20 protein-coding genes are annotated in these 22,607 nt (G+C 61.5%); 7 read left to right on the forward strand and 13 right to left on the reverse strand.

What is annotated here, in order from left to right; genetic code table 11:
- Positions 1-528, forward strand: coding sequence for a single-stranded DNA-binding protein (locus tag QF043_RS01600; protein ID WP_010467282.1), 528 nt, complete (start codon positions 1-3; stop codon positions 526-528).
- Positions 529-595: 67 nt separating this feature from the next.
- Here the strand turns inward: QF043_RS01600 and QF043_RS01605 are convergent, their stop codons facing one another.
- Complete coding sequence (locus tag QF043_RS01605) at positions 596-1,504, reverse strand: LysR family transcriptional regulator (protein WP_307417276.1); 909 nt, start codon at positions 1,502-1,504, stop codon at positions 596-598.
- Positions 1,505-1,606: 102 nt separating this feature from the next.
- Between QF043_RS01605 and tam the strand changes: the two genes are divergently transcribed.
- Positions 1,607-2,368, forward strand: coding sequence for a trans-aconitate 2-methyltransferase (gene tam, locus QF043_RS01610; protein ID WP_307417277.1), 762 nt, complete (start codon positions 1,607-1,609; stop codon positions 2,366-2,368).
- A gap of 17 nt (positions 2,369-2,385) precedes the next feature.
- On the opposite strand, the gene QF043_RS01615 is transcribed toward tam, so the two are convergent.
- Positions 2,386-2,949, reverse strand: coding sequence for a cysteine hydrolase family protein (locus tag QF043_RS01615; protein WP_307417278.1), 564 nt, complete (start codon positions 2,947-2,949; stop codon positions 2,386-2,388).
- Positions 2,950-3,198: 249 nt separating this feature from the next.
- Between QF043_RS01615 and QF043_RS01620 the strand changes: the two genes are divergently transcribed.
- Both QF043_RS01620 and QF043_RS01625 read left to right on the forward strand, forming a co-directional pair.
- Positions 3,199-4,308, forward strand: a complete 1,110-nt coding sequence (locus QF043_RS01620) for a DUF3182 family protein (protein ID WP_307417279.1) — start codon at positions 3,199-3,201, stop codon at positions 4,306-4,308.
- Positions 4,298-5,053 carry a S9 family peptidase gene (locus tag QF043_RS01625; RefSeq protein WP_065930336.1) on the forward strand — a complete coding sequence of 252 codons (756 nt, stop codon included), beginning with the start codon at positions 4,298-4,300 and terminating at the stop codon, positions 5,051-5,053. The genes QF043_RS01620 and QF043_RS01625 overlap by 11 nt, the downstream gene beginning before the upstream one ends.
- A 126-nt stretch (positions 5,054-5,179) precedes the next feature.
- On the opposite strand, the gene QF043_RS01630 is transcribed toward QF043_RS01625, so the two are convergent.
- From QF043_RS01630 to QF043_RS01640, 3 genes are read right to left on the reverse strand one after another with little or no spacing between them, the layout of a single operon-like run.
- Positions 5,180-6,136, reverse strand: coding sequence for a lysylphosphatidylglycerol synthase domain-containing protein (locus tag QF043_RS01630; protein ID WP_307417281.1), 957 nt, complete (start codon positions 6,134-6,136; stop codon positions 5,180-5,182).
- Positions 6,126-7,388 (reverse strand): cardiolipin synthase ClsB, encoded by a 1,263-nt coding sequence (gene clsB, locus QF043_RS01635; protein ID WP_307417282.1) that lies wholly within the window; start codon positions 7,386-7,388, stop codon positions 6,126-6,128. The genes QF043_RS01630 and clsB overlap by 11 nt, the downstream gene beginning before the upstream one ends.
- A complete protein-coding gene (locus tag QF043_RS01640; RefSeq protein WP_305456046.1) occupies positions 7,385-8,164 on the reverse strand; it encodes an endonuclease/exonuclease/phosphatase family protein in 780 nt (259 codons plus the stop codon). The genes clsB and QF043_RS01640 overlap by 4 nt, the downstream gene beginning before the upstream one ends.
- A 241-nt stretch (positions 8,165-8,405) precedes the next feature.
- Between QF043_RS01640 and QF043_RS01645 the strand changes: the two genes are divergently transcribed.
- Complete coding sequence (locus QF043_RS01645) at positions 8,406-10,514, forward strand: mechanosensitive ion channel family protein (protein ID WP_307417283.1); 2,109 nt, start codon at positions 8,406-8,408, stop codon at positions 10,512-10,514.
- A gap of 112 nt (positions 10,515-10,626) precedes the next feature.
- Here QF043_RS01645 and QF043_RS01650 read toward each other — a convergent pair whose 3' ends face one another.
- On the reverse strand, positions 10,627-14,874 hold the full coding sequence (locus QF043_RS01650) for a DEAD/DEAH box helicase (protein WP_307417284.1): 4,248 nt from the start codon (positions 14,872-14,874) through the stop codon (positions 10,627-10,629).
- Between the two features lie 167 nt (positions 14,875-15,041).
- Here QF043_RS01650 and QF043_RS01655 point away from each other — a divergent pair, with 167 nt between their 5' ends.
- The gene (locus QF043_RS01655; RefSeq protein ID WP_307417285.1) at positions 15,042-15,926 is read left to right on the forward strand and encodes a sugar nucleotide-binding protein; all 885 of its coding nucleotides are present in this window, start codon (positions 15,042-15,044) and stop codon (positions 15,924-15,926) included.
- Positions 15,927-16,043: 117 nt separating this feature from the next.
- Here QF043_RS01655 and QF043_RS01660 read toward each other — a convergent pair whose 3' ends face one another.
- The 5 genes from QF043_RS01660 to QF043_RS01680 form a co-directional block, all read right to left on the reverse strand.
- The gene (locus tag QF043_RS01660) at positions 16,044-16,742 is read right to left on the reverse strand and encodes an OmpW family protein (RefSeq protein ID WP_017135983.1); all 699 of its coding nucleotides are present in this window, start codon (positions 16,740-16,742) and stop codon (positions 16,044-16,046) included.
- A gap of 136 nt (positions 16,743-16,878) precedes the next feature.
- Positions 16,879-17,400 carry a DUF3299 domain-containing protein gene (locus tag QF043_RS01665; protein ID WP_307417286.1) on the reverse strand — a complete coding sequence of 174 codons (522 nt, stop codon included), beginning with the start codon at positions 17,398-17,400 and terminating at the stop codon, positions 16,879-16,881.
- Between the two features lie 11 nt (positions 17,401-17,411).
- The gene (locus QF043_RS01670; protein ID WP_056861908.1) at positions 17,412-18,677 is read right to left on the reverse strand and encodes an ABC transporter permease; all 1,266 of its coding nucleotides are present in this window, start codon (positions 18,675-18,677) and stop codon (positions 17,412-17,414) included.
- Between the two features lies 1 nt (position 18,678).
- Positions 18,679-19,389, reverse strand: a complete 711-nt coding sequence (locus QF043_RS01675; protein ID WP_307417288.1) for an ABC transporter ATP-binding protein — start codon at positions 19,387-19,389, stop codon at positions 18,679-18,681.
- A 149-nt stretch (positions 19,390-19,538) separates the two neighbouring features.
- Complete coding sequence (locus tag QF043_RS01680) at positions 19,539-20,150, reverse strand: DUF2796 domain-containing protein (protein WP_307417289.1); 612 nt, start codon at positions 20,148-20,150, stop codon at positions 19,539-19,541.
- 131 nt (positions 20,151-20,281) lie between these two features.
- Here QF043_RS01680 and QF043_RS01685 point away from each other — a divergent pair, with 131 nt between their 5' ends.
- Positions 20,282-20,623, forward strand: a complete 342-nt coding sequence (locus QF043_RS01685; protein WP_307417290.1) for a hypothetical protein — start codon at positions 20,282-20,284, stop codon at positions 20,621-20,623.
- On the opposite strand, the gene trxA is transcribed toward QF043_RS01685, so the two are convergent.
- Both trxA and QF043_RS01695 read right to left on the reverse strand, forming a co-directional pair.
- The gene (gene trxA, locus QF043_RS01690) at positions 20,620-21,492 is read right to left on the reverse strand and encodes a thioredoxin (RefSeq protein ID WP_307417291.1); all 873 of its coding nucleotides are present in this window, start codon (positions 21,490-21,492) and stop codon (positions 20,620-20,622) included. The two genes, QF043_RS01685 and trxA, sit on opposite strands and share 4 nt — an antisense overlap.
- A 73-nt stretch (positions 21,493-21,565) precedes the next feature.
- Positions 21,566-22,567, reverse strand: coding sequence for an Abi family protein (locus tag QF043_RS01695; protein ID WP_307417292.1), 1,002 nt, complete (start codon positions 22,565-22,567; stop codon positions 21,566-21,568).
- Positions 22,568-22,607: the final 40 nt, after the last annotated feature.

A 22,607-nucleotide genomic window follows, 5' to 3' on the forward strand; every position in this document is an offset into this window, starting at 1 on the left:
ATGGCCCGTGGGGTTAACAAAGTCATATTGGTCGGTACTTGCGGCCAGGATCCCGAAGTTCGCTACTTGCCTAACGGTAACGCCGTGACCAACCTGAGTCTGGCAACCAGCGAACAGTGGACCGACAAGCAGACCGGCCAGAAGGTCGAGAAAACCGAATGGCACCGCGTGTCGATGTTCGGCAAGGTTGCAGAGATCGCCGGTGAGTACCTGCGCAAAGGTTCGCAGGTCTACATCGAAGGCAAGCTGCAAACCCGCGAGTGGGAAAAAGACGGCATCAAGCGTTACACCACTGAAATCGTGGTCGACATGCAAGGCACCATGCAGCTGTTGGGCGGCCGTCCACAGCAGGGCGACCAACAAGGCGGGGGCAATAACTACCAGCAATCCGCTCCGGCCCCACGTCAGCAGGCTCCGCGCCCACAGCAGTCGGCTCCGCAACAGTCGCGCCAGGCACCGCCTCCGCAGCAGGCCGCTCCACAGCCGGCTCCGGATTTCGACAGCTTTGATGACGATATCCCGTTCTAAGGTCCCAGGCCCGGAACGAGCAAAACCCCCGCAGGCGAAAGCCTCGGGGGTTTTTTAATGCCTGCAATCAGGCGTCTGTCGCGGCCGCTGTAACCACCATCTCCTTGAACCTGCGCAAGACCGCCGAACCGTCACCAATACGTGTGGCCAAATGCAATGGCGCCACCAGGCTCTGGCACTCGGTCAGCTCGCGATAAACAATGCCATCGCCGCGCAGCCGCTGCATGGAGGCGGGCACGATAGAGACCCCAAGCCCCGCAGCCACAAGACTCAAGGTCGCCGTCATGCGTGGCGCTTCCTGCACCACCTGCGGGCTGAACCCGGCTTCACGGCAGGCGACCAGGATGGCGTCATACAAACCCAACCCCACGCGCCGGCGATAGAGCACAAAAGCCTCATCAGCCAATGCTGCCAAGGGTAACGGCTGCCCCGCATCGAGTGCCAAGGGATGGTCGGTCGGCAGGGCCAGCAGCATGGGCTCCACCAGGATAGGTTCGTCCTGCAACTGTTGCGTGCCACTGAGCGGGGAGCGGATAAACGCGGCATCCAGCTTTTCCTGCACCAGCGCGTCCAGCAGCTCGCCGGTTCCTGCTTCCTCCAGTACCACCGAGACACCCACAAAGGCCTCGCGAAACCGCCGCAGCACGCTGGGTACAAACGGGTGCAATGCCGCCGAGCTGGTAAAGCCGATGGCGAGTCGGCCTCGCTCACCCCGGGCGGCGCGGCGTACCACGTCGGTAACACCTTCGGCTCGGGCCAAAATATCTCGGGCTTCATCCAACAATGCCAGGCCCGCCGTGGTTGGGCGCACACCCCGGGGCAGGCGCTCCATCAAGACCACGCCCAATTGCGTTTCAAGGCTTTGCAGCAAGCGCGTCAAGGGTGGTTGCTGCATGCCCAGGCGTTCCGCGGCGCGGGTGATGTAGCCTTCCTCGGCAATGGCCACGAAGGCTCTAAGCTGGCGAAGCTCCAACATAAGGATACTTTCAAGGTATGGGAGGTTGCCAATCCTGGCATTTGTTCTCATGGTTCACAAGATTTAGGCTGTGGTCACCTCTAACAAAGAAGGAACGCCGCGATGACCTGGTCTGCCAAGCAATACACGATGTTTGAACAGCAACGCACCCGTCCGGTCCGTGACTTGGTTGCGGCTATTGCGAATGACAATGTCCGTAGCGCCGTCGACCTGGGATGCGGCCCCGGCAATTCAACCCAAGTGTTGGCCGAGCGTTTCCCGCAGGCGCACATTACGGGCATGGACAGCTCTGACGACATGCTGGTCGACGCCCGCAAGCGCCTGCCGCAACTAAATTTCGAGCTGGCAGACATCGGCGCCTGGAGCCCGTCGCAAAAATACGATGTGATCCTCGCCAATGCTTCCCTACAATGGCTGCCGAACCACGCCACGCTCTACCCGCATCTGGTCGACCAGCTGACGCTTGGTGGAACCCTCGCCGTACAAACCCCGGACAACCTTGACGAACCGGCCCACCGGCTGGCCCGCGACGTGGCGGCAGATGGCCCGTGGGCGGCGAAGATCGGTGCGGTCAAACATAACGAGCGGCACACCGCGAGTTACTACTACGAGTTGCTGAGCAAACATTGCAGCACTGTCGACGTATGGCGCACCACCTATCAACACCCGCTGGCCGATCACGCGGCGGTGGTGGAGTGGTTCAAGGCGTCGGCATTGCGGCCGTTTCTTGCGCCGTTGACCGACAGCGAAAAAGCCGCATTCCTACAGCAATACCAGGCGCGTATCACCCAGGCTTACCCAGCCCTGGCTGATGGCACTGTGTTGCTGCCTTTTCCACGCCTGTTCATCATCGCAACGCGCTGAAGGCCAGCAAGCGGAGGTCATTGTGCCGCCGCTTGCGCCTTCAAGTATTCATCCGTCGACACCACGCTGGCATACCCGAAAGCCAGCGAGGCCATATAAGCGCCATGCACCTGCGCGGCCGCAATCACCTGGCCATTGAATGTCTGGTCGCGGGTTGCGCAGGCGTCGTGAATCAGCGTGACTTTGTAGCCCAGGTCCGCCGCTGCCCGCACCACGGCATCGATGCACATATGGCTCATGTTGCCGACCACCACTACGTCTGTGATGGCGCGTTGTTCCAGCACGCTGCGCAGGTTGGTGCCGCGAAACGCGTTCACAAAGTGTTTAAGCACTACCGGCTCGTTGCCCTGGTTCAGCACCTTGGCATGCAGGTGCGCGCCCTCGGAGCCTGGCGTAAAGAAGGGCGCGTCTTCGCTGGTGAATTCATGGCGCACATGGATGACGGCGTCGCCCGCCTGGCGAAACGCCTGCAGCACCTGCGCAGCCTTGTCCGCCGCGGCTTCCACGCCAGCGAGCGGCCACTTGCCTTCGGGGAAATAATCGTTCTGGATATCGATGAGGATGAGCGCTTGCTTGGCCATGGGCGTCCTTATGATGGTTGGCAGTGCCTTGCATCTTAGCTGGCCCGTCGCCATCCACGCAGCTGCTTTGATGGAGGCGTCGTGCAGAACACCGTCCGTTTAAACCCCTGTCGTGCAGAATAAGACAGGCCTAGTGCCATCGCTGTGTCGGTAACTGTTTGATTTACCTGTCATCCTCCCCAGCCGTGCCTTGGCGTGATCCATGCAACCTTTCTCACACACACATGGCAGGATCGCCAAGGGGGACGCATGACCCCGATTCAACGCAAAAAACGCGTAGTCGCCCACTCCACACGACAAGGGGCGCCGCAGCATGAAGTCGAAACCAATCGCGCCCTCGCGCGCTGGCTGGCGCAGATCCTTGGGCTAAAATTCGGCGGCAGCTATGACCCGCAGCTACATGATGGCCTCGACTTATATGTCTTGCCCACCCAAACCCTGGTCGGCCCCGCGCAAGCGCGGCCGCTCAATATCAAAGGGCCGGAAGATCTGTGGGGCGGTTATGTCGATCACGCTTTCATCTGTACCAAAGCGATCACCCACGGCCTGCTAAGTCCTGACGCGACGGCGCCTGAAGGCTGGTCGCCAGCGTTCTGTGAGCGTGTGCGCGCGGTTGTTCTCGACGGGCTCAGCGTGTTTGCCCTTGAAGACGCGTTGCCTGCCGCCACGCGCTTGCTCTACAGCGGGCCGATTCGCATAAAACCGGTGCACGCCTGTGCCGGCCGCGGCCAGGAAGTTATCCACAGTCTCGACGCATTCGAAGCGTTGCTGGCGCGACCCGAAGCGGCGCAGCTGTTCAACGACGGCGTAGTGCTGGAGCAGGATCTGCACGACGTCATCACCCACAGTGTGGGCCAGAGCTTTATCGGCGACCACGTGATCAGCTACTGCGGCGAGCAATTCCTCACCCAGGACGGGCACGGCGAAGAGGTGTACGGCGGCTCGACCTTGCTGGTAGTGCCCGGTGGTTATGACGACCTGCTTGAGCTCGATTTGCCCGATGATGTGCGCGAAGCCATCCAGCAAGCCCAGGTTTTCGACAGCGCCGCCGATGAGGCCTACCCTGGTTTCTATGCCTCGCGGCGTAATTACGACATTGCTCAAGGCCTGGACAGTGACGGCCAACGCCGTAGCGGCGTGCTCGAACAATCCTGGCGCATGGGCGGGGCCAGCAGCGCGGAGGTCGCGGCGCTGCAAAGCTTCGTCAATAACCCCGGCCTGCGGGCTATTAATGTGTCCTCGGTGGAGACCTATGTGGACCAACCGCTGCCTGCGCACGCCATTGAGGTCTATCGCGGCCCGGCCGAAAACAGCGACTTTCTTCTCAAGTATGTGACGGTTAAATCTTATGACGGCTAGAAGCGAAAGCATTGCGATCGATATCGACGACGAACAGATGAGCGGCACCTTCCTGAGTCCAAAATCCAAAGTCCCCGGCGTGTTGTTTGTGCACGGCTGGGGCGGCAGCCAGGAACGCGACCTTGAGCGCGCCAAAGGCATCGCGGGCTTAGGCTGCGTGTGCCTGACCTTCGACCTGCGCGGCCATGCCGGCACCGGCATTCCCTTGTCCCGCGTCACCCGTGAAGACAACCTGCGCGACTTGCTGGCGGCCTACGATCGCCTGCTCTCGCACCCCGCCATCGACACCTCGGCCGTGGCTGTGGTGGGCACCAGTTATGGTGGCTACCTGGCGGCGATTCTCACTTCATTGCGCCCGGTACGCTGGTTGGCGCTACGCGTGCCGGCGCTGTACCGCGACCAGGAGTGGCTCAAGCCCAAGCGCGACCTGGATAAGGCCGACCTGATGGATTATCGCAGCACCCTGGTGCACGCCGAAACCAACCGTGCCTTGCATGCCTGTGCCAAGTTCAGCGGTGATGTACTGATCGTCGAGTCGGAAACCGACGACCATGTGCCCCATGCCACCATCATGAGCTACCGGGCTGCGTGCCAGCACACCCATTCGCTGACCCATCGGATCATCGATGGCGCCGACCACTCGCTGAGCGACCCGGTGTCGCAGCAAGCCTACACCTCGATCCTGGTGGACTGGATTACCGAGATGGTGGTGGGGGAGCGGTTGAGCATTATTCAATCACGCTGATGCAGTGCACTTTAGGCCGCTTTCGCGAGCAAGCCCGCTCCCACATTTGACCGAGTACATCCTTGAAATAGGGTCACCTGTGGGAGCGGGCTTGCTCGCGAAGGCGCCAGACCAATCACCCCATCTTCAAGCCGGTGTCTTCTTGACCCGCAACGCCTTGGCCTTGGCCTCCACCGCCAGGTACATCACCAACGCCACCAGCAGCGGCAAAATAAAGTAGATCGCCCGGTAGGCAATCAGCCCTGCGAGCAAGCTGCCCCGCGATGCCTCATGCTGCATCAGCGCGATAAACACGGCCTCCAGCACTCCGAGCCCGGCGGGGATATGGGTGATCACCCCGGCAATCGCGCTGATCAGCAGCACGCCCAATACCAGCGGGTAGTCCAGCTTGGCCGGCAGCAAAGTGAAGATCACCGCCGCCATCAACGACCAGTTCAACGCACCCAGCGCCAGCTGCAAACAGGCCATGCGCAACGACGGCAAGTTGATCTCGATACCTTTGACCGACCACGCGCGTTTCTTTGCAAACTGGCACGCCGCCAAGTAGCCCAGGCTGGCCAGCACCAACAGCACGCCAATGCCTTGCAACGCGCCGCTGCTGACCTTCCAGCCCGGCGGCATGGTCACCAACCCACTGCTGAACACCACACCGGCCACGGCCATATAGCCAAACCAGTTGGTGGCCAAGCTCAGCCCAAGGATTTTGGCGATATTGCTGGTGCTGACCCCTAGCCGCGAATACAGCCGATAGCGCATGGCAATGCCGCCGACCCACGCGCTCAGGTTGAGGTTGAAGGCATAGCTGATGATCCCCACCGGCAGGATCTGCTTCCAGCGCAAATCCTGGCGAATGTAAGTGCGGCCGATCAGGTCGAAGCTGGCGTAGACGAGGAAGCTGCAAAGCGTCAGCCCACCGGCGATCAACAGCGTGCGCAGCTTGAAGTCCGCCAGCGTCTGCAGCACTTCGCTCCAGTCGATGCGCCGCGCGAGCAGGGTGAACAGCACAATCAGCAGCAGAAAAAACGCGATCGTCAGCGGTTTCTTCCAGCGCTTGAACCGCGAGCCGCCGCTTTCAGTGGTCATGGGCCTGGCTCTCGAATGGCTTGAGGCGCGGTTTGTGTGCCGGCAGCCAACCCGTCAGGGCGGGGAAGTGCCGCATGACATGGAACACCAAAAAGCCCACGGTCAATCGCCATAACCACAGGCGCGGCTTGCGCTTTTCCGGCATGGTCTGGCAATGATTGCGCGCCAGTATTTCCAGGCTTTCGTACAGCTGTTGATTGAACGCGTGGTCACGAATCAGCACATTGGCTTCCAGGTTCAGCGACAGGCTCAAGGGGTCCAGGTTGCTCGAACCCACGGTGCTCCAGTCGTCATCCACCAAGGCCACTTTGCCGTGCAGCGGGCGCTGGCAATACTCGTGAATCACCACGCCATCCTTGAGCAGATAGTCATACAGCATGCGCGCCGCGAGCTTGGCCAGCAGCACATCGGGCTGGCCCTGCATGATCAATTGCACCTGCACGCCACGCCGCGCGGCATTGCGGATTTCACGCAGCAGGCGGTAGCCGGGGAAGAAGTAGGCGTTGGCAATCACCACGCGCTTTTGTGCCTTGCTCAAGGCATGGATATAGGCCTCTTCGATGTCATCGCGGTGTTGCAGGTTGTCGCGGTAAATCAGGCGCACCAGGCCGTCGTCGGTGTGCGTCGGCCACAGCGATGGCCGTTGCTGGCGGCGTCGCCAGCCGCGTCGCGTGCGCACCTGGCGGCCACTTTGGGCAAGGGCGAAATGATGCAGGTCCGCCACGGCCGGGCCGCTCACCTGCACGGCATAATCCTGCTTGGCTTCGGGGCCGAAATCACCCAGGTGGTCGGCAGAAAAATTGATCCCGCCGATAAACGCCACGGCGGCGTCCACCACCACGATCTTGCGGTGCAGGCGACGGAACCAGTTGGTGCGAATGCCCACTAGCTTCGATGCCGGGTCAAACATTTGCACCGCCACCCCGGCGTCGGCCAGTTCACCGAGAAAGGCTGGGCTCAGCTCGCCGCAGCCAAAGCCATCGAGGCTGACGATCACCTTCACGCCGCGTTGCGCCGCTTCGATCAGGATGCCTTGCAGTTCATGCCCAACCTTGTCTTCGAACAGAATAAAGGTTTCCAGCAGGATCTCCCGCTGCGCCTGGCGCATGGCCTCGAAGACGGCGGGAAAGTACGCCTCGCCGTTCTCCAGCAGCTCAATGCGGTTGCCCGGCTGCCAGCCGTAATCCAGGTCGCGGGCCTTGGCATCATCCGGCGGCTGGTCGGTGGCGATGTGTTCCACGGCGACATTCATAGCTCAATCTCCACCGACAACGGCACGTGGTCTGACAGGTGAGACCACGGCCGCGTCGTCAGCGCCCTGGGGTTATGAACCTTGAGGTTACGCACATAGATGCGATCCAAAGGCAGCAATGGCAGGCGCGCCGGAAAGGTGCGCGCCGGTTTGCCATGGGCTTCGATAAACACCTCCCTGAGCCCGCTTTGGCTCAAGTCGGCCTTCTGGCGCCAGTCATTGAAATCACCGGCGACGATCAGCGCCGCGTCAGCCGGAATCTCGGCGATGCGTTGCTCCAGCAAACGCAATTGCTGCTGGCGATGCACCTCGCGCAAGCCCAGGTGCATGCAGATCGCATGCACCTCTTGGCTGCTGCCCGGCAAGCGCAGCACGCAATGCAGCAGGCCCCGGCTTTCATGGCCGCTCTGGGAAATGTCGAGGTTGTCGTAGCGGATGATCTGGAATTTGGACAGCAGCGCGTTGCCGTGGTCGCCATGCGGGTAGACCGCGTTGCGGCCGTAGGCGAACTGCGGCCAGATGCTGTCGGCAAGGAACTCATACTGCGGCATCTTCGGCCAGTCGCTGTAGCGCTGTGGGTGACGCTCATGGGTGCCGTGGATTTCCTGCAGGAACACCATGTCGGCGCCCACACTGCGCACCGCCTCACGCAACTCGGGCAGGATGAAGCGTCGGTTCAACGCGGTGAAACCCTTATGGATATTGACCGTCAGCACGGTGAAGCGGGTGATGGCGGTGCTGGGCGTAACGGGCACCCAGTCGGCAATCGCAGCCATGATCGCTCCTGTGGATAAGTGAAGGGCGAAGCCTGTTTTATTGGTTGACGTTATTGGCTGACTGCGAGTGTTGGGAGAAAGTTTCGAGTGACCTACAGGCGGTGCTGTTAACCGATCGTTCCCACGCTCCGCATCCCGTGGACGCAGAGCATCCGTAGATGCATTCCCAGGCAGAGCGTGGGAACGATCAGCGCTCAAACCCGTCAGTTCCTTACAGACCCTGCTGAAGGAGCCCGGTGTTTTGCTGAATCTAAAGACTGCATTACTGCTCGTCGCGCTGTTGGTGTGTGGCAATGGCGCGCTGCAAGCCGCGGCCGCGGCGCCTGCGGCAGCTGAGGCTCCCGCCAAGCCGGAGTTGCTGGTCGAAGGTGGCTTGCTCGGCGCCATCAGCTCCAGCATTGATGATGTGCAAGACAAGCTCGACCTCAACCAGAACCTCATCGACGCCTGGCGCCTGCGCGCCGACCGAGCGGCGGATGAAGTCGGGCGGCTGGTCGATCAAACCGCGCAACGTTCGCCGTGGAGCGTGGCCGGAGACTTCCTGCTGCTGTCCGGGGTGTGGGTCGGCGCCTTTGCGGCACTCACCCTGCTCGGGCGCTTTAGCGTACAGCGCCTCGGTCGGCGGCATTTCGTTGCACGGCGCGAGCGTCTGCAAGGCGTACTGGGCTACGTGGTGCCCTACACGATCCCGGCCCTTGTCTGCCTGCCGCTGACGCTTTATGTCAGCCACTTTTTACCCAGCTCCGTAGGCCGTGCACTGGCACTGTGTTTTGCCTATGCCACCAGCAGCGGCATCTTCTCCACGTCGATGCTGTTGTGCGTCATCGTCATGTTCAACGTCGGCCACAAGCGCCCGGCCGTGCAGATTATTCGCAACTATTGCCCCAAGCCGCTGTTCCTGATCGGCTTTCTCGCTGCCCTCAGCGATGCGTTGACCAGCCCGCAAATCGCCCGCCAGTTGGGCGGCAATATCACCAGCAGCATCGCGGTGTTTACCGGCCTGTTCGCAGCGGTGATTTTCGGCGTGCTGGTGGTGCGCCTGCGCCGTCCGGTCGCGCATCTGATCCGCAACCGGCCGTTGGCCCAGCGCCTCAAACACCCGGCGCTGCAGCAATCGCTGCGGGTGTTTTCCGGGCTGTGGTATTGGCCGATTCTGTTGATGGTGCTGGTCTCGGCGATCAACCTGATCGGCGCTGGCGACGATAATCAGAAGGCCCTGCGTTGCGCGCTGTTCACCACGATTCTGTTGATCGGCACGGTGTTTCTCAGCACGGTGTTGCAGCACCTGTTCAAGTCCCGCAGCCAGGTGGCGATCCAGCGCAGCAGCGCCTACAAAGAGCGCTTTCTGAGCCTGCTGCACGCAATATTGCGCATCGCCATGGCCATCGCGTTTATCGAAGCCCTTGGGCGTATCTGGGGGGTGTCGCTGTTCGAATTTGCCCAGCGTAACTCGGTGGGCCGGGCGATCAGCGATTCTCTGAGCAGTATCGGCCTGATCCTGCTGGTGACCTGGCTGTTCTGGGTGGTGCTCGACACGGCAATCCAGGAGGCGTTGAAACCGCCGGTGAATAAACGCTCCAGTCGCCAGCCCAGCACACGGGTCAAAACCATCCTGCCGTTGCTGCGCAATGCGGTGAAAATCGTGCTGGTGGTGATCTGTGCGATCACCACCATGGCCAACCTGGGCATCAATGTCGCGCCGTTGCTGGCGGGTGCCGGTGTGGTCGGCCTGGCCATCGGTTTTGGCTCTCAGCAATTGGTGCAGGACGTGATCACCGGCCTGTTCATTATCATTGAAGACACGCTGTCGATCGGCGATTGGGTGGTGCTCGATTCCGGCCATGCCGGCACCGTGGAAGGCTTGACCATCCGCACCCTGCGCCTGCGTGACGGCAAGGGTTTTGTGCACTCGGTGCCATTCGGGCAGATCAAGGCGGTCACCAACCAGTCACGGCAGTTTGCCTATGCGTTCTTCTCGGTGCAGTTCACTTACGACACCGATGTGGACAAAGCGGTGGAACTGATTCGTGAGGCCGGGCAGTCGATCCGCGACGACGTGTTCCTCAAGTACAACCTGCAAGGCCCGCTGGAAGTGTTCGGGGTCGACAAGATGGACCTCAACGGCGTGGTGCTGACGGCGCAGTTCCGAACCGTGTCGGGCGGGCAATATGCTGTGAGCCGCGCGTTTAACCAGCGCCTGAAAAAACTTGTGGATAACTGTGATGAGGTGCACTTCGCGCAGACTTATCCACAGCAGGTTTGGTTGCCTAAGCGCACCGCTCATGTGGATGAGGCGGGTGAAGAGGTGCCGGGGCCAGTGGTGTTGACCGAGCAGCACAGGCCCCAATGATGTGTTGACTCTTCCGGCCTCATCGCAGGCAAGCCAGCTCCCACCTTTGGATTGTGTTCACCTGTGGGAGCCGGGCTTGCCCGCGATGAGGCCGGCAAGGTCCATACAGGTTTCAGCGCCTGATCAACTTCTCCTGCACCGCCTGCAAATCCTCCTCCTGCAACACCTGCTGTTTACCCGCGACCATCACCGCCGCTGGCAAGCCATCGCGATACACAATCCGATTGCCGCTCACCGCCGGCACTTTATTGCCCGGCAGCAAGGTGCCCACCAGGTTCAACGGGTCCGCCCCGCACACTGCAATCAAACTGCCGTTATGCGGCCGGCGTCTGACCTCACGTAGCAACGGAATCGCTTCCGGCAGCGCAAACTGTTCCCCCGCCAAACCACTCACAAACCGCCCGCCGCGAATCTCGCCCCGCGCCTCCAGGCGATGAAAGGTGCGCAGCAATTCGCGCCAGCTTGGCAGCCAGTCGGCTTCCCGCTCCAGCAACCGCCAGAACACCACGCCATAACGGCGCAGCAGGGTCATCGCCACATGCTCCAGGGTCTCGGCCGAATGCGGGCCGGCGGCGGTGGGGGAGCGGCGCACCAGAGCCCAGCGCCCGGCGTCGTCCAGGCCGCCGATAAACGCCCCGCGCCCACGCCGGCTACTGCGTGCCTGGCGTTTGCTGGCGGGCGTGGTCAAGGCCCGCAGCCCGGCGAAACTGTCGGCATTCACCAGCCCCGCGCCCACCAGTTCCTGCAAGGCGGTTTCCAGTTCGCTGCGCAGCAGATGGGCTTCGTGCACCAGCTCGTCGAAAAACAGCGCGCCGTGTTCACGCAGCGCCAGGTGGACCTTTTGCGCCTTGGGCGACAATGTGGTGCTGTCGGTCGGTTCGGTCAGCCCGCTCCATAACGGCACCTGGCTGCGCGGCAGCAGTACCACCGGCGTACTGCGCAGTGCCAGGGCGCCGGCCTTGTTGCTCAGGCGCGTCCACACCAGTTTGCCGCTGCGGCACAGCTCGTCGAGCCAGGTGGAGGAATAGTCCTTGAGCCGCGCGCTGAGCAAGTCGCTGTCCCAGGCCGAGGTAGCGGCGGCGTAGCCTTCGAACTGCCCGACAATCTGCGGCAACATTGCGCTGCCCTGGCCACGGGTGCCGTCGGACAGGTGCTGCCAATCGAACAGAAAGCGCATGAAATCCTGCAGCGCCACCGGCTCGATTTCCCGACGCAGGCGTTTGACTGTGTAGCGATGGATGCGCGCGAGCAAATGCCGCTCGCACCATTGTTCCTGGCTGGCGCCGGGGCTGAAATGGCCGCGCAGCACGTAGCCTTCCTGCTCCAGACGCGCGAGTGCCTGGCTGATATCCGCGACCGGCAGCGCCAATGGCGTGGCGATCTCGGCCAGGATCAATGGGCCGAAACCGCCGAGGCGTGCGCGCAACACTTCAGCCAGCGCATCATCAAAGGCCCACGGCTCATCGAAGCCCGGCAACAACGGCAAGTCATTCGGATAGATCGCTTGCAGGCAACTCAGGCGTTCCACCGCCACCCACAGGCCATTTTCCAGTTGATAGGCGCGCCCACCTTTGGCCAAGGCGTGCAACCACTCGGCACATTGCGGCGTGACTTCGTTGCCGGCGATACAGGCCAGGCTCATCAGCGCTTCATGCATTTCATCCAGGCCATTGGGCGCGGGCCAGGCTTCTTCACGCACGCCAGCAATGGCCTCGGCGTCCAGCGCGCCGAGGTCGTCGGTGCTGTGCGGGTCGCTCCAGCGACGGTTGAGCACGGCCTGGGTACGGCGCTCTTCCAATGGCGCATCGTCGAGAAAGGTGTAGGGCCGCGCGCTGAGAATTTCGGCGGCCATGGGCGAGGGCGCAGGCAGGTCGCGGCTGATCAGGCGCACTTCGCCACTCTCCATGCGCCGCAACAGCTTCAGCCAACCTTCGCTGTCCATGGCTTCGTGCAGGCAGTCGTCGAGGGTTTGCTCAACCAGCGGGTGTTCAGGCACTTCGCGCTCGCCGGCAAGGTTTTCCAGGCAGGCAATCTGGTCGGGAAACACGCTGGCGATCAGGTCTTCGCTTTTCATGCGCTGGATCTGCGGCGCCACCTTGCGCCCGCCGGTGTAGCGCGGCAACGCCAGGGCCACACCGGCATTCCAGCGCCAGCGCACGCCAAACAGCGGCGCATCCAGCACGGCCTGGATCAGCAGGTGCTCGGCGCTGTTGCTGTTCACATAGCGCCACACTTCATCCAGCTCAAAACTGTGGCTGGTGGACAGCGACAGCACGATTGCATTCTCACTGGCGGCCGCCTGCAATTCAAAGTTGAACGTGCGGCAAAAACGCTTGCGCAGTGCCAGGCCCCACGCGCGGTTGATGCGGCTGCCGAACGGCGTGTGGATGATCAGTTGAGTGCCGCCGGACGCGTCGAAAAACCGCTCCATGATCAATGTGTCCTGGGACGGTAAAGCGCTCAGCGCCAGGCGTGCACGGGCCAGGTAATCGAGGATCTGTTCGGCGCTGGCGCGGTTCAGGCCAAGGCTGGCGGTGAGCCAGTCTTGCGCGGGTTGCAGGTCACCGGGTGTGGTGCCGAGCAGGGCGTCCAACTGCCCCTGAAAACGCGCGACTGCCGCCGACAACTCGTTGCTGCGCCCCGGTGCTTCACCCAGCCAGAACGGGATGGTCGGCGGCTGGCCGTGGGCATCTTCGACGCGCACTTTGCCGCTTTCTACCCGCAGGATTCTGTAGGACGTATTACCGAGCTGGAAGATATCCCCGGCGATGCTTTCCACCGCGAAGTCTTCGTTGACACTGCCAATGTTCAGGCTCTGAGGCTCCAGCAATACGCTGTAGTCGGCGTTGTCAGGGATGGTGCCGCCGCTGGTCACGGCGGTCAGTTTGGCGCCACGGCGGGCGCGCAGGGTGTGGGTCACGGCGTCACGGTGCAGGTAGGCGCTGCGGATGCCTTGGCGGCCGTTGTAGCCGTCGGCGAGCATGTGCAGCAGTGCCTGGTAGTGGCGCTCATCGAGTGCGGCGTAGGGTGAGGCGCGGCGGATGAGGTCCAGCAACGCCTGTTCCGGCCATTCGCGGGCGCTGACTTCGGCGATGATCTGCTGGGCCAGCACGTCCAGCGGGGCGATGGGGATGTGCAAGGTGTCCAGTTCGCCGCGCCGTACGCAGTCGAGCAGGGCGGCGCATTCGATCAAGTCATCGCGGGTGGTGGCGAACAGCCGTCCCTTGGGCGTGCCGCCGACCTGGTGGCCGGAGCGCCCGACCCTTTGCAGAAAACCGTTGATGGAACCGGGTGAACCGATCTGGCAGACCAGGTCGACCTCACCGATATCAATCCCCAACTCCAGCGACGCGGTGGCGATCAGCACTTGCAGCTCACCGGCTTTGAGCCGTTGCTCGGCGTCCAGGCGCAGCTCTTTGGCCAGGCTGCCGTGGTGAGCGGCCACGGCGGTCTTGCCCAAACGCTCGCTCAGGTGCCGGGCCAGGCGTTCGGCCAGGCGCCGAGTGTTGACGAACACCAGCGTAGTGCGGTGTTCGCGGGCCAGTGTGGCCAGGCGGTCGTAGACCAATTCCCACACATCGTTGGCCATCACCGCCGAGAGCGGCACCGGCGGTACTTCGATATCCAGGTCGCGGGGGCGCGCGTGGCCAATATCGACGATGGCGCATTCACGCCCGCTGCCGACCAAAAAGCGTGACACCGCCTCGATAGGCTTTTGCGTGGCCGACAGGCCGACGCGGGTCAACGGCTCGCTGCATAAACCTTGCAGGCGTTCCAGGCTCAGGGCCAGGTGGCTGCCGCGTTTACCGGCGGCGATGGCGTGGATTTCGTCGATGATCACTGTGCGCGTGCTGGAAAGCATTTGCCGACCGGAGTCCGAGCCCAGCAGCACATAGAGCGATTCCGGCGTAGTGACGAGGATATGCGGCGGCCGTTTGCGCATGTGCGCGCGGTCTTTTTGCGGGGTGTCGCCGGTGCGCACGGCGGTGCGGATAGTCAGCGGCGGCAAGCCCTGCGCCTGTAATTGCGCGGTGATGCCGGCCAGTGGGTTTTGCAGGTTGATCTGGATATCGTTGGACAGCGCCTTGAGCGGCGACACGTACACCACCAGCGTTTCGTCCGGCAGTTGCCCACCGTTGGCCAAGCCTTGGTGTACCAGGTCATCGAGCACCGCCAGGAACGCGGTGAGGGTTTTGCCGGAGCCTGTGGGCGCGGCGATCAAGGTTGAGCGGCGTTGGCGGATCAGCGGCCACGCCTGGGCCTGGGCGCCGGTCACCGAGGGAAAGGTATTGCCAAACCAGGCACTGACGGCGGGGTGGAAGCCGTCCAATACCGTGTCGGTTGATTCGGGAAGGTTCATCTATTGATTGATACTGCCCATTCCAACAAGTTGCAATCAGGTACTTTGTCCGTGACGGTTGCGCTACAAACCCGCAAAATGCAACGATTCTGGCAACAACCTACGGCAAGGCGCACACGCCTGCCGATAATAACCATCGTTCCAAACAGACCGGGCCTGCTCAATCTATGCGAATGCGCCTTATGTTACTGGGCGGCGGGAATGCCCTCGGGCAGGCGCTGATTCGCCTCGGTGCAGAGGAAGACATCGGTTTCCTCGCACCTAAACCGCCCCAAGACGGCTGGGATGCCGCGAGCCTCACCCAATTGCTCGACGACACCCGTCCCGATGCGCTGATCAACCTCGCCTACTATTTCGACTGGTTCCAGGCCGAAGCGGTCAGCGAAACACGTTTGGCTGCACAGGAGTTCGCCATCGAACGCCTGGCCGAACTGTGCCAGCACCACAACATCACCTTGCTGCAACCGTCCAGCTACCGCGTGTTCGATGGCTCCCGCGCCACCGCCTACAGCGAAAAAGACGAGCCGGTGCCCCTGGGCCTGCGCGGTCAGGCGTTATGGCGGATCGAGCAGAGCGTGCGCGCCACCTGCCCGCAACATGTGCTGCTGCGCTTTGGCTGGCTGCTGGATGACAGTGTCGATGGCACCCTCGGGCGCTTCCTGGCCCGTGCCGAGAAACCCGATGAATTGCTGATGGCCGATGACCGGCGCGGCAACCCTACGCCGGTGGACGACGCGGCGCGGGTGATCATTTCGGTGCTCAAGCAACTCGATTGCGCGGCGCCGCTGTGGGGCACCTATCACTACGCCGGTCACGAAGCCACCACGCCGTTGGCGCTGGGCCAGGCGATCCTTACTGAAGCGCGCAATTTCCATCCGCTGGCGATCGACTCACCCACCGCCCAGGCCCACGCGGCCCGGCCGGATGCGGCGGACGAGCCGCAGCACGCGGTGCTGGCCTGCAAGAAAATCCTTCACACCTTTGGCATCAAGCCACGGGCGTGGCGGGCGGGGTTGCCGGCGTTGCTGGATCGGTTCTACCGGCATAGCTGACACCGCACAAAACTCAATGTGGGAGGCAGGTTTTGTGTGGGGTGGCTCTACCGCCAAAGCTGACACCCTGCAAAACCAAAATGTGGGAGCGGGCTTGCAGTGGTGCTTGAGCCGGTATTAGAACTTGTAACCAATACCCACCATGTAAACCATCGGATCAACATCCACATTGACCTTGGCACGTGTGCCTTGGCCCAGCGCATTATTATCCACAGTCGCCTTGGTGCTGATGTCGATGTAACGCGCCTGGGCGTTGATCATCCACTTGTCGTTGATCATGTAGTCGGCACCGATCTGCGCGGCCCAGCCCCAGGAGTTTTCAGCCTTGAAGTTGCTGAAACCGGCTTGTTCGGCGCGGCTGCCGACGTGCTCGTCGTAGATCCAGGTGTAGTTGATACCGGCGCCCACATACGGCTGGAACGCGGACTTGTTGTCCAGCGGGTAGTACACGACGCTCAAGGTCGGCGGCAGGTGCTTGAGCGTACCGAGCTTGCCGTTGGCGGCGCCCAGGGCGGTGTTCTTGATCTTCACGTCATGCTCGAACGGCGTGGCGGCCAGCAGTTCGATACCGATGTGGTTGGTGATCATGTAGGCGAAGTTGAGGCCCAGTTGGGTGTCGCTGCTCATGGTCGCCTTGCCGCCCAGGTTGGTGCCGGCCAATGGCCCCTGGTCAACCTTCACATGGCCACTGTCTGCTTTCGGGTTCACGGTGATTGCACCGGCACGAATCAGAATGTCACCCGCTTCGTGAGCGTGTGCGACAGGGGCGGCGAGGGCAAGCGCGAAGAGGGACGCGCCGAGCAGAGACTTGTTCATGGGAGCTCCAAAAGGACGTTAAAAGTTGTACGTCCAATGGTAAAGATCGTTCCGTTCGATCTTTTGACTCAGCTCAATGAAAGCTCGATCAATCACTTGCACCACTGATCAAAAATGTGGGTGTTCTGGGAAAGGGTTATTCCTGCAGTTCATAGACGTAAATCTTCTCGGCATCCATCTGGTAACCGGCGTCGGCCAGTTCACTGGACGACGGCTTTACCTGCATCGCCCCTTCGATCCAATACGGCTGATACAGCTCATCAAGCTTCACGCCGACTTCGCTTTTCACATGCACGATCTGGTTCGACGGCGGCGGCGGTACGTGGATGCACGCGCCGAAATACGGCACCAGCAAAAACTCGGTGGTGCGGCCTTCTTCGCTGACTTCCAGCGGCACGATATAGCCCGGTAAACGGATGTGCTTGCCGTTAAGGCTCCGCACCACCGGCGCGTTGGGCAGTTCCTGTTTGGCCGCAGGCGCGGCCTCGACCGACAGCGCATCAGCCATGTTCGACAGGTCGTGCAGCGGTTTCATATTGGGGATTTCCGGCGGCGCGTCCGGCGGAATCATTTCCTGCCACGACAGGTCCTTGGGCTGCTCGTCGGCCCAGGCGGGCACCACCACCAGCAGCAACAGCGCAAACAGGGCACGACGCATCGACAGCTTCCTCATAAACGTATGGACAGGCCATCGGCCAAAGATTGCCGATAGGCGCGCCACGCGGGCACGCTGCCCATCAACAGCGCGGCGGCCAGGATACCGGCGAGCAAGGTCCATTCATATTCACTCGGCCACGACATCGGCAGGTCCAGGCCGTAGTTGGCCTGCAAATACCCGCGCGACGCGGCGATGCACACGTACAGTAGGCCCACGCCCGCCACGACGCCAGACAAAGCCAGCGCGAAGGCTTCGAAGATCAGCAGTGTCGCAATGTGCCACGGCCGTGCGCCCACCGAACGCAAAATCGCCATCTCGCGGCGGCGTTCATTAAGGCTGGTGAGGATTGCGGTGAGCATGCCGATCAAACCGGTCAGCACCACGAACAGCGAGATCACGAACAGCGCTTTTTCGGCGGTGCCCATCATGCTCCACAGCTCTTGCAGCGCCACGCCCGGCAGGATCGCCAGCATCGGCTCGCCACGGAATTCATTGATCTCGCGCTGCAGCGCAAAGGTGGAAATCTTGTTGTTCAGGCCCAGCATAAACGCGGTGATCGCCTGCGGCGTGAGGTCCATATTGCGTGCCTGGTCAGCACTGATACGGCCTTTGCCCTGGGCCGGCACGCCGTTGTGCCAGTCGATATGGATCGCCTCCATGCCGCCGAGGCTGATGTGCAGCGTGCGGTCCACCGGCGTGCCGGTGCGCTTGAGAATGCCGACCACGGTGAAGGGTTTGTCATCGTGCTTAACCAGGCTTACCACCGCTACGCCGTGGGCCAGCACCAGCTTGTCGCCGAGTTTGTAGTGCAGCGCATCCGCCACTTCGGCGCCGAGCACCACCTCAAATGGGTCAGTGGCGAAGGCGCGGCCGCTGGCCAGTTCGAGGTTCTGCTTGCGGCCGTATTGGTAATGCTCGAAGTAGGAAGCGTTGGTGCCCATCACGCGATAGCCACGGTGCGAGTCGCCGAGTGAAATCGGGATCGCCCATTTCACCTGCGGGCTGGCGGCGAAGTGCTCGAAGCTGTCCCAGCGGATGTTATTGGTGGCGTTGCCAATGCGGAATACCGAATACAGCAGCAAGTTGACCGAGCCGGAGCGGGCACCGACGATCAGGTCGGTGCCACTGATGGTGCTGGCGAAACTGTTGCGCGCCTCAACACGCACGCGTTCCACGGCGAGTAACAGGCACACCGAAAGGGCGATGGCGAAGGCGGTGAGGATCGCGGTAAAGCGGCGGTTAGCCAGGCTGGCCATGGCTAGACGGAACAGATACATCTCAAACCTCTACGGGTGTGGCGGCGCGGTTGAGCTCGGCCAGCGACAGGTGGCGGTCGAACAGCGGCGCGAGGCTCTGGTCATGGCTGACAAACAACAGGCTGGCGCCGGCTTCGCGGCATTCGGCAAACAACAGCCGGATAAACGCTTCGCGGGCGTCGTAATCCAGGGCCGAGGTGGGTTCGTCGGCGATCACCAGTTCCGGCTGGCCGATCAACGCGCGGGCGGCGGCCACGCGCTGTTGCTGGCCGATGGACAGCGAGTCGGCGCGGCGTTCCAGCAGGTCTTTGTCCTTCAAGCCCAAATGCGCCAGCAAGGTCGCGGCGGCCTGGTCGACACTGCCGTGACGCTGAGTTGCCCGCTGCGCACGCAGCCTGGAAAAGTGACACGGCAGCTCGACGTTCTCGCGCACGGAGAGAAATGGCAGCAGGTTGAATTGCTGAAATATGTAACCCGTGTGATCAACGCGGAAGCGGTCGCGGGCACCGGCCGAGAGTTCGGTCAGCTCCTGGCCGAGCAGGCGGATGCTGCCCTGGCTGGGTTTCTGCACGCCGCCCAGCAGCCCGAGCAAAGTGGTTTTGCCACTGCCACTCGGGCCCTTTAGAAACAGGGTTTCTCCCGCTTCCAGGCGGAACGCGGGGATGTCCAGCAACTGCGGGTGGCCGGGCCAGTTGAAGCCCAGGTCAGACAGTTCGATCAGTGCTTGGGTCATGTGAAATCAATATCGCCTGGTTGTAGAGCGTGGCGCCGATCCAATGTGGGAGCTGGCTTGCCTGCGATGACGGCGGCACATTCAATATCGATGTGTCTGTGATACCGCTATCGCAGGCAAGCCAGCTCCCACATTGACCGTGTTTCAAATCAGAATTTAAGAGTGGCGGTCGTGGCCGTCGCTTCAACACCTTGCTGGCCGCTTGGGCCGATCAGTTGTACCTGAATCTTCTGGGTGGCGGGGAAGGTCTTGAACACTTGGGTCAGGTCAAGGTTGCTCAGGGCCGTCGGCGTAGCGCAGGTGAACTGGTAGTGGGCGTGGATTTCGCTGTGGTCGTGATGATGTTCGTGGGCGGCAGCGCCTTTGCCGTCGGTGGCGTGGTCGTCATCGTCCTCATCATGGTCGGCTTCAGGCTTGTCGCCGAACAACGGGCTATTGAGTTCCTGGGTGCTGATCACACAGCCGGCCGCTTTGGGCAGGTTGAACAGCGCCAGCGGGTTTTCCAATTGTTTGCGCGCGGCGGCGACCTTGGCCTTGTCGGCAGGCGTGGTGGCTTTGTGTTCAAAGCCCACAAGGTTCATGGCCGGGCTGTCGAATTCCAGCTCAAGCGCCTGGCCGTCGAGTACCGCGTTGAGCCGGCCGACACCGTGCTCGTGGGCACCGAGGCTGCCGTGTTCATGCTCATGATCATGTTCATCGGCGGCATGGGCGATGGCCAGGGGCAGCAGGGCAAACGGCAAGGCAAGCAGCAGACGGCGCATGAGAAGGCTCCATAAGATGAAAGTTTTGTTATGTGATCTTATAACAATATTCGCGCCAGTTTGAACGCCCGCTTGGCGTTGTGCAAGTCGCGTGGGAGCATGCGGGTCGGAAAACTGCGGGAGTAAGCGCGATGTTGCGAATTCGTGGAACCGTCGGTGACATGCCGGTGGATTTGACCCTGGAACTCGATGATGGCGATTGGGCACGCCTGGGCGCCCACTTGCAGGCAACACCGGCGCCGAGTGCGCCCGCTGTTGCGCCGGTCAAACACAGCGATGATTTGTGGCAGAACGCCCAGGATCTGTTGCGCAAGGCCGGGCAACTCAATGGGCTTGAGTTGCTTGATCAGCTTGAGGGCTTGGCCGGTGATGCGGCCTCAGGCAAACGCCTGCTTGTGCGGCTGCGCCACAGCGCCAGTGTGAAAGTGGCCAGCGGCGGGGATACGCCGCTGTACAGCTGGATCGGCGATTAATACAGCGCGGCGAACAGCTTGCGACGGTACACCGTGACCAGCGGATGGTCATTGCCGAGCAGTTCAAACACCTGCAGCAACGTCTTGTGCGGCAAGCCTTCGCTGTAGCTGCGGTTGCGGATGAACAGCTTGAGCAGGCCTTCCAGCGCGGCGTCGTATTGCTGGCGCGCCAGTTGCTGAATCGCCAACTGATAGGCGGCTTCATCATCCTGCGGGTCTTGCGCCAGGCGGCTTTTCAAGTCGGCGGCGTCCGGCAGGTCGGCGGCCTGGCGCAGGAAGGTGATTTGCGCCTTGGCGCCGGCGAGGGCGGCTTTGTGATCGTCGCTTTTCACCGCGTCGAGTACAGCCTGAGCTTCGCCCAATTCACCGCGCTCAGCCAGACAACGTGCATACAGAATCAGCGCGCCAGCGTTGGTGTTGTCCTCGCCCAACAGCGCCACCAGCACGGCCTCTGCATCGCTGATACGGCCTTCGGCAAACAACGCCTGGGCCTGTTCCAACGGGTCAGCCGCTTTCGGTGGCGGCATCTTTACGTGGGGTTCCAGCATCGCTCGCACGGCCGACTCCGGTTGTGCCCCGGCAAACCCGTCCACCGGCTTGCCGTCCTTGAACAGCACCACCGTGGGCAGGCTCTGAATGCCAAAGCGCGCAACGATGTCCTGCTCGGCTTCGCAATCGACCTTGGCCAGCAGCAACTCGCCCTGATAACTCTCGGCGATTTTCGCCAGCATCGGCATCAATGCCTTGCACGGCGCGCACCACTCGGCCCAGAAATCCACCAGCACGGGTTTTTCGAATGAGTTCTGAATCACTGCCTGGTCGAACGTAGCAGTGGTGGCGTCGAAGATGTACGGCGTGGGCTCACTCATGGGGCGTCTCGAATAAAGCGGGAATGGGGCAACTATAAGGGCTGGCGAGGTTGACCGGAAGCTGCACGGGGAGTCAGACGTGAGTCGTGTGCCAAAAAGGGTCTTGATGCCAGTCGTGAGGAAAACCCATCGCCTTTAAGCTGACGTCCGGGAACTCGCTGATCAGTTGATACAAATGTTGGCCCCAACGAGTGTGCGGGCTTACTTGACGCATCAGATGATTCAGAATGCAGAGTACCGAAAACATGCGGCTATGTTGCCTGGGTTGAAACAGATGTTCCGGCCACAAAAAATTGGCTTTCTTCGGTAACTCGGGGCGAATTCCCAATTCCCGGTTCCACATTCTTGAATGATGGGCGCAAATGTTTCGGATGGTCGTCAGGGTGTGCAGCCACGACTGCATAAGGGGTGCCGGCAGCATCAGGCGTCTGGCAATGGCCTTCTTATCAGCATCCTTGGCCAGACCTTTGTAAAGGTGGGAGAGGTCACCCAGTGTCAATTCCTCCAGCATCGCCCAGCCCGGCATCAGGGATGGATGGGCGTAGGTCACTGGATAATGACGGGCATAGCTTTCTTTCGCCCTTTGGCGTTTAAGAAGATCCTTTCTGTTGTTGCTGGCGTGGGATCTATCGATGCGCTCGCATTCGCGATGGTAGTCACGTGCCGCCGCGGTTTGCTTGTTGGACAGCATTGTCAGCAGTCGTTGATGATCAAATGCCGGGTGAAATATCTGTGGATTGATATACCAATGGCTGCCATGGGTCGGCCCCATGTGGTTGCTGATGACTGAGCGTGATGCAATTTCGACTCGCTCAAGGGCATCCATGGTGAGTAAGCGCAGCCTCCGGTCGAAGTCGTAGAGCCGCGTCAGTTGGCCCAACTGGCTACCTTCACGAAAGTGATGATCACTGTCTTCCGGTCGTTGGAAAGGTCGCATGTATGGGCTGAGTCGAAAAAAGCTCACTGATTGCAAGAAGCGTTCTGCACGGGCCTCATTGTGAATAATCAGTCCGCGTAGCTTGAGCAGTTCCAACTGTGCAGGAACGTCGATGGCAGGTTTGCTGAACGCCCTCATGCTCAAAAAGTGCCGGGCATAAAAAACCCGCACAATTTGT

The organism is Pseudomonas sp. W3I7, assembly GCF_030816095.1.
Classification (GTDB): Bacteria; Pseudomonadota; Gammaproteobacteria; order Pseudomonadales; family Pseudomonadaceae; genus Aquipseudomonas; species Aquipseudomonas salomonii.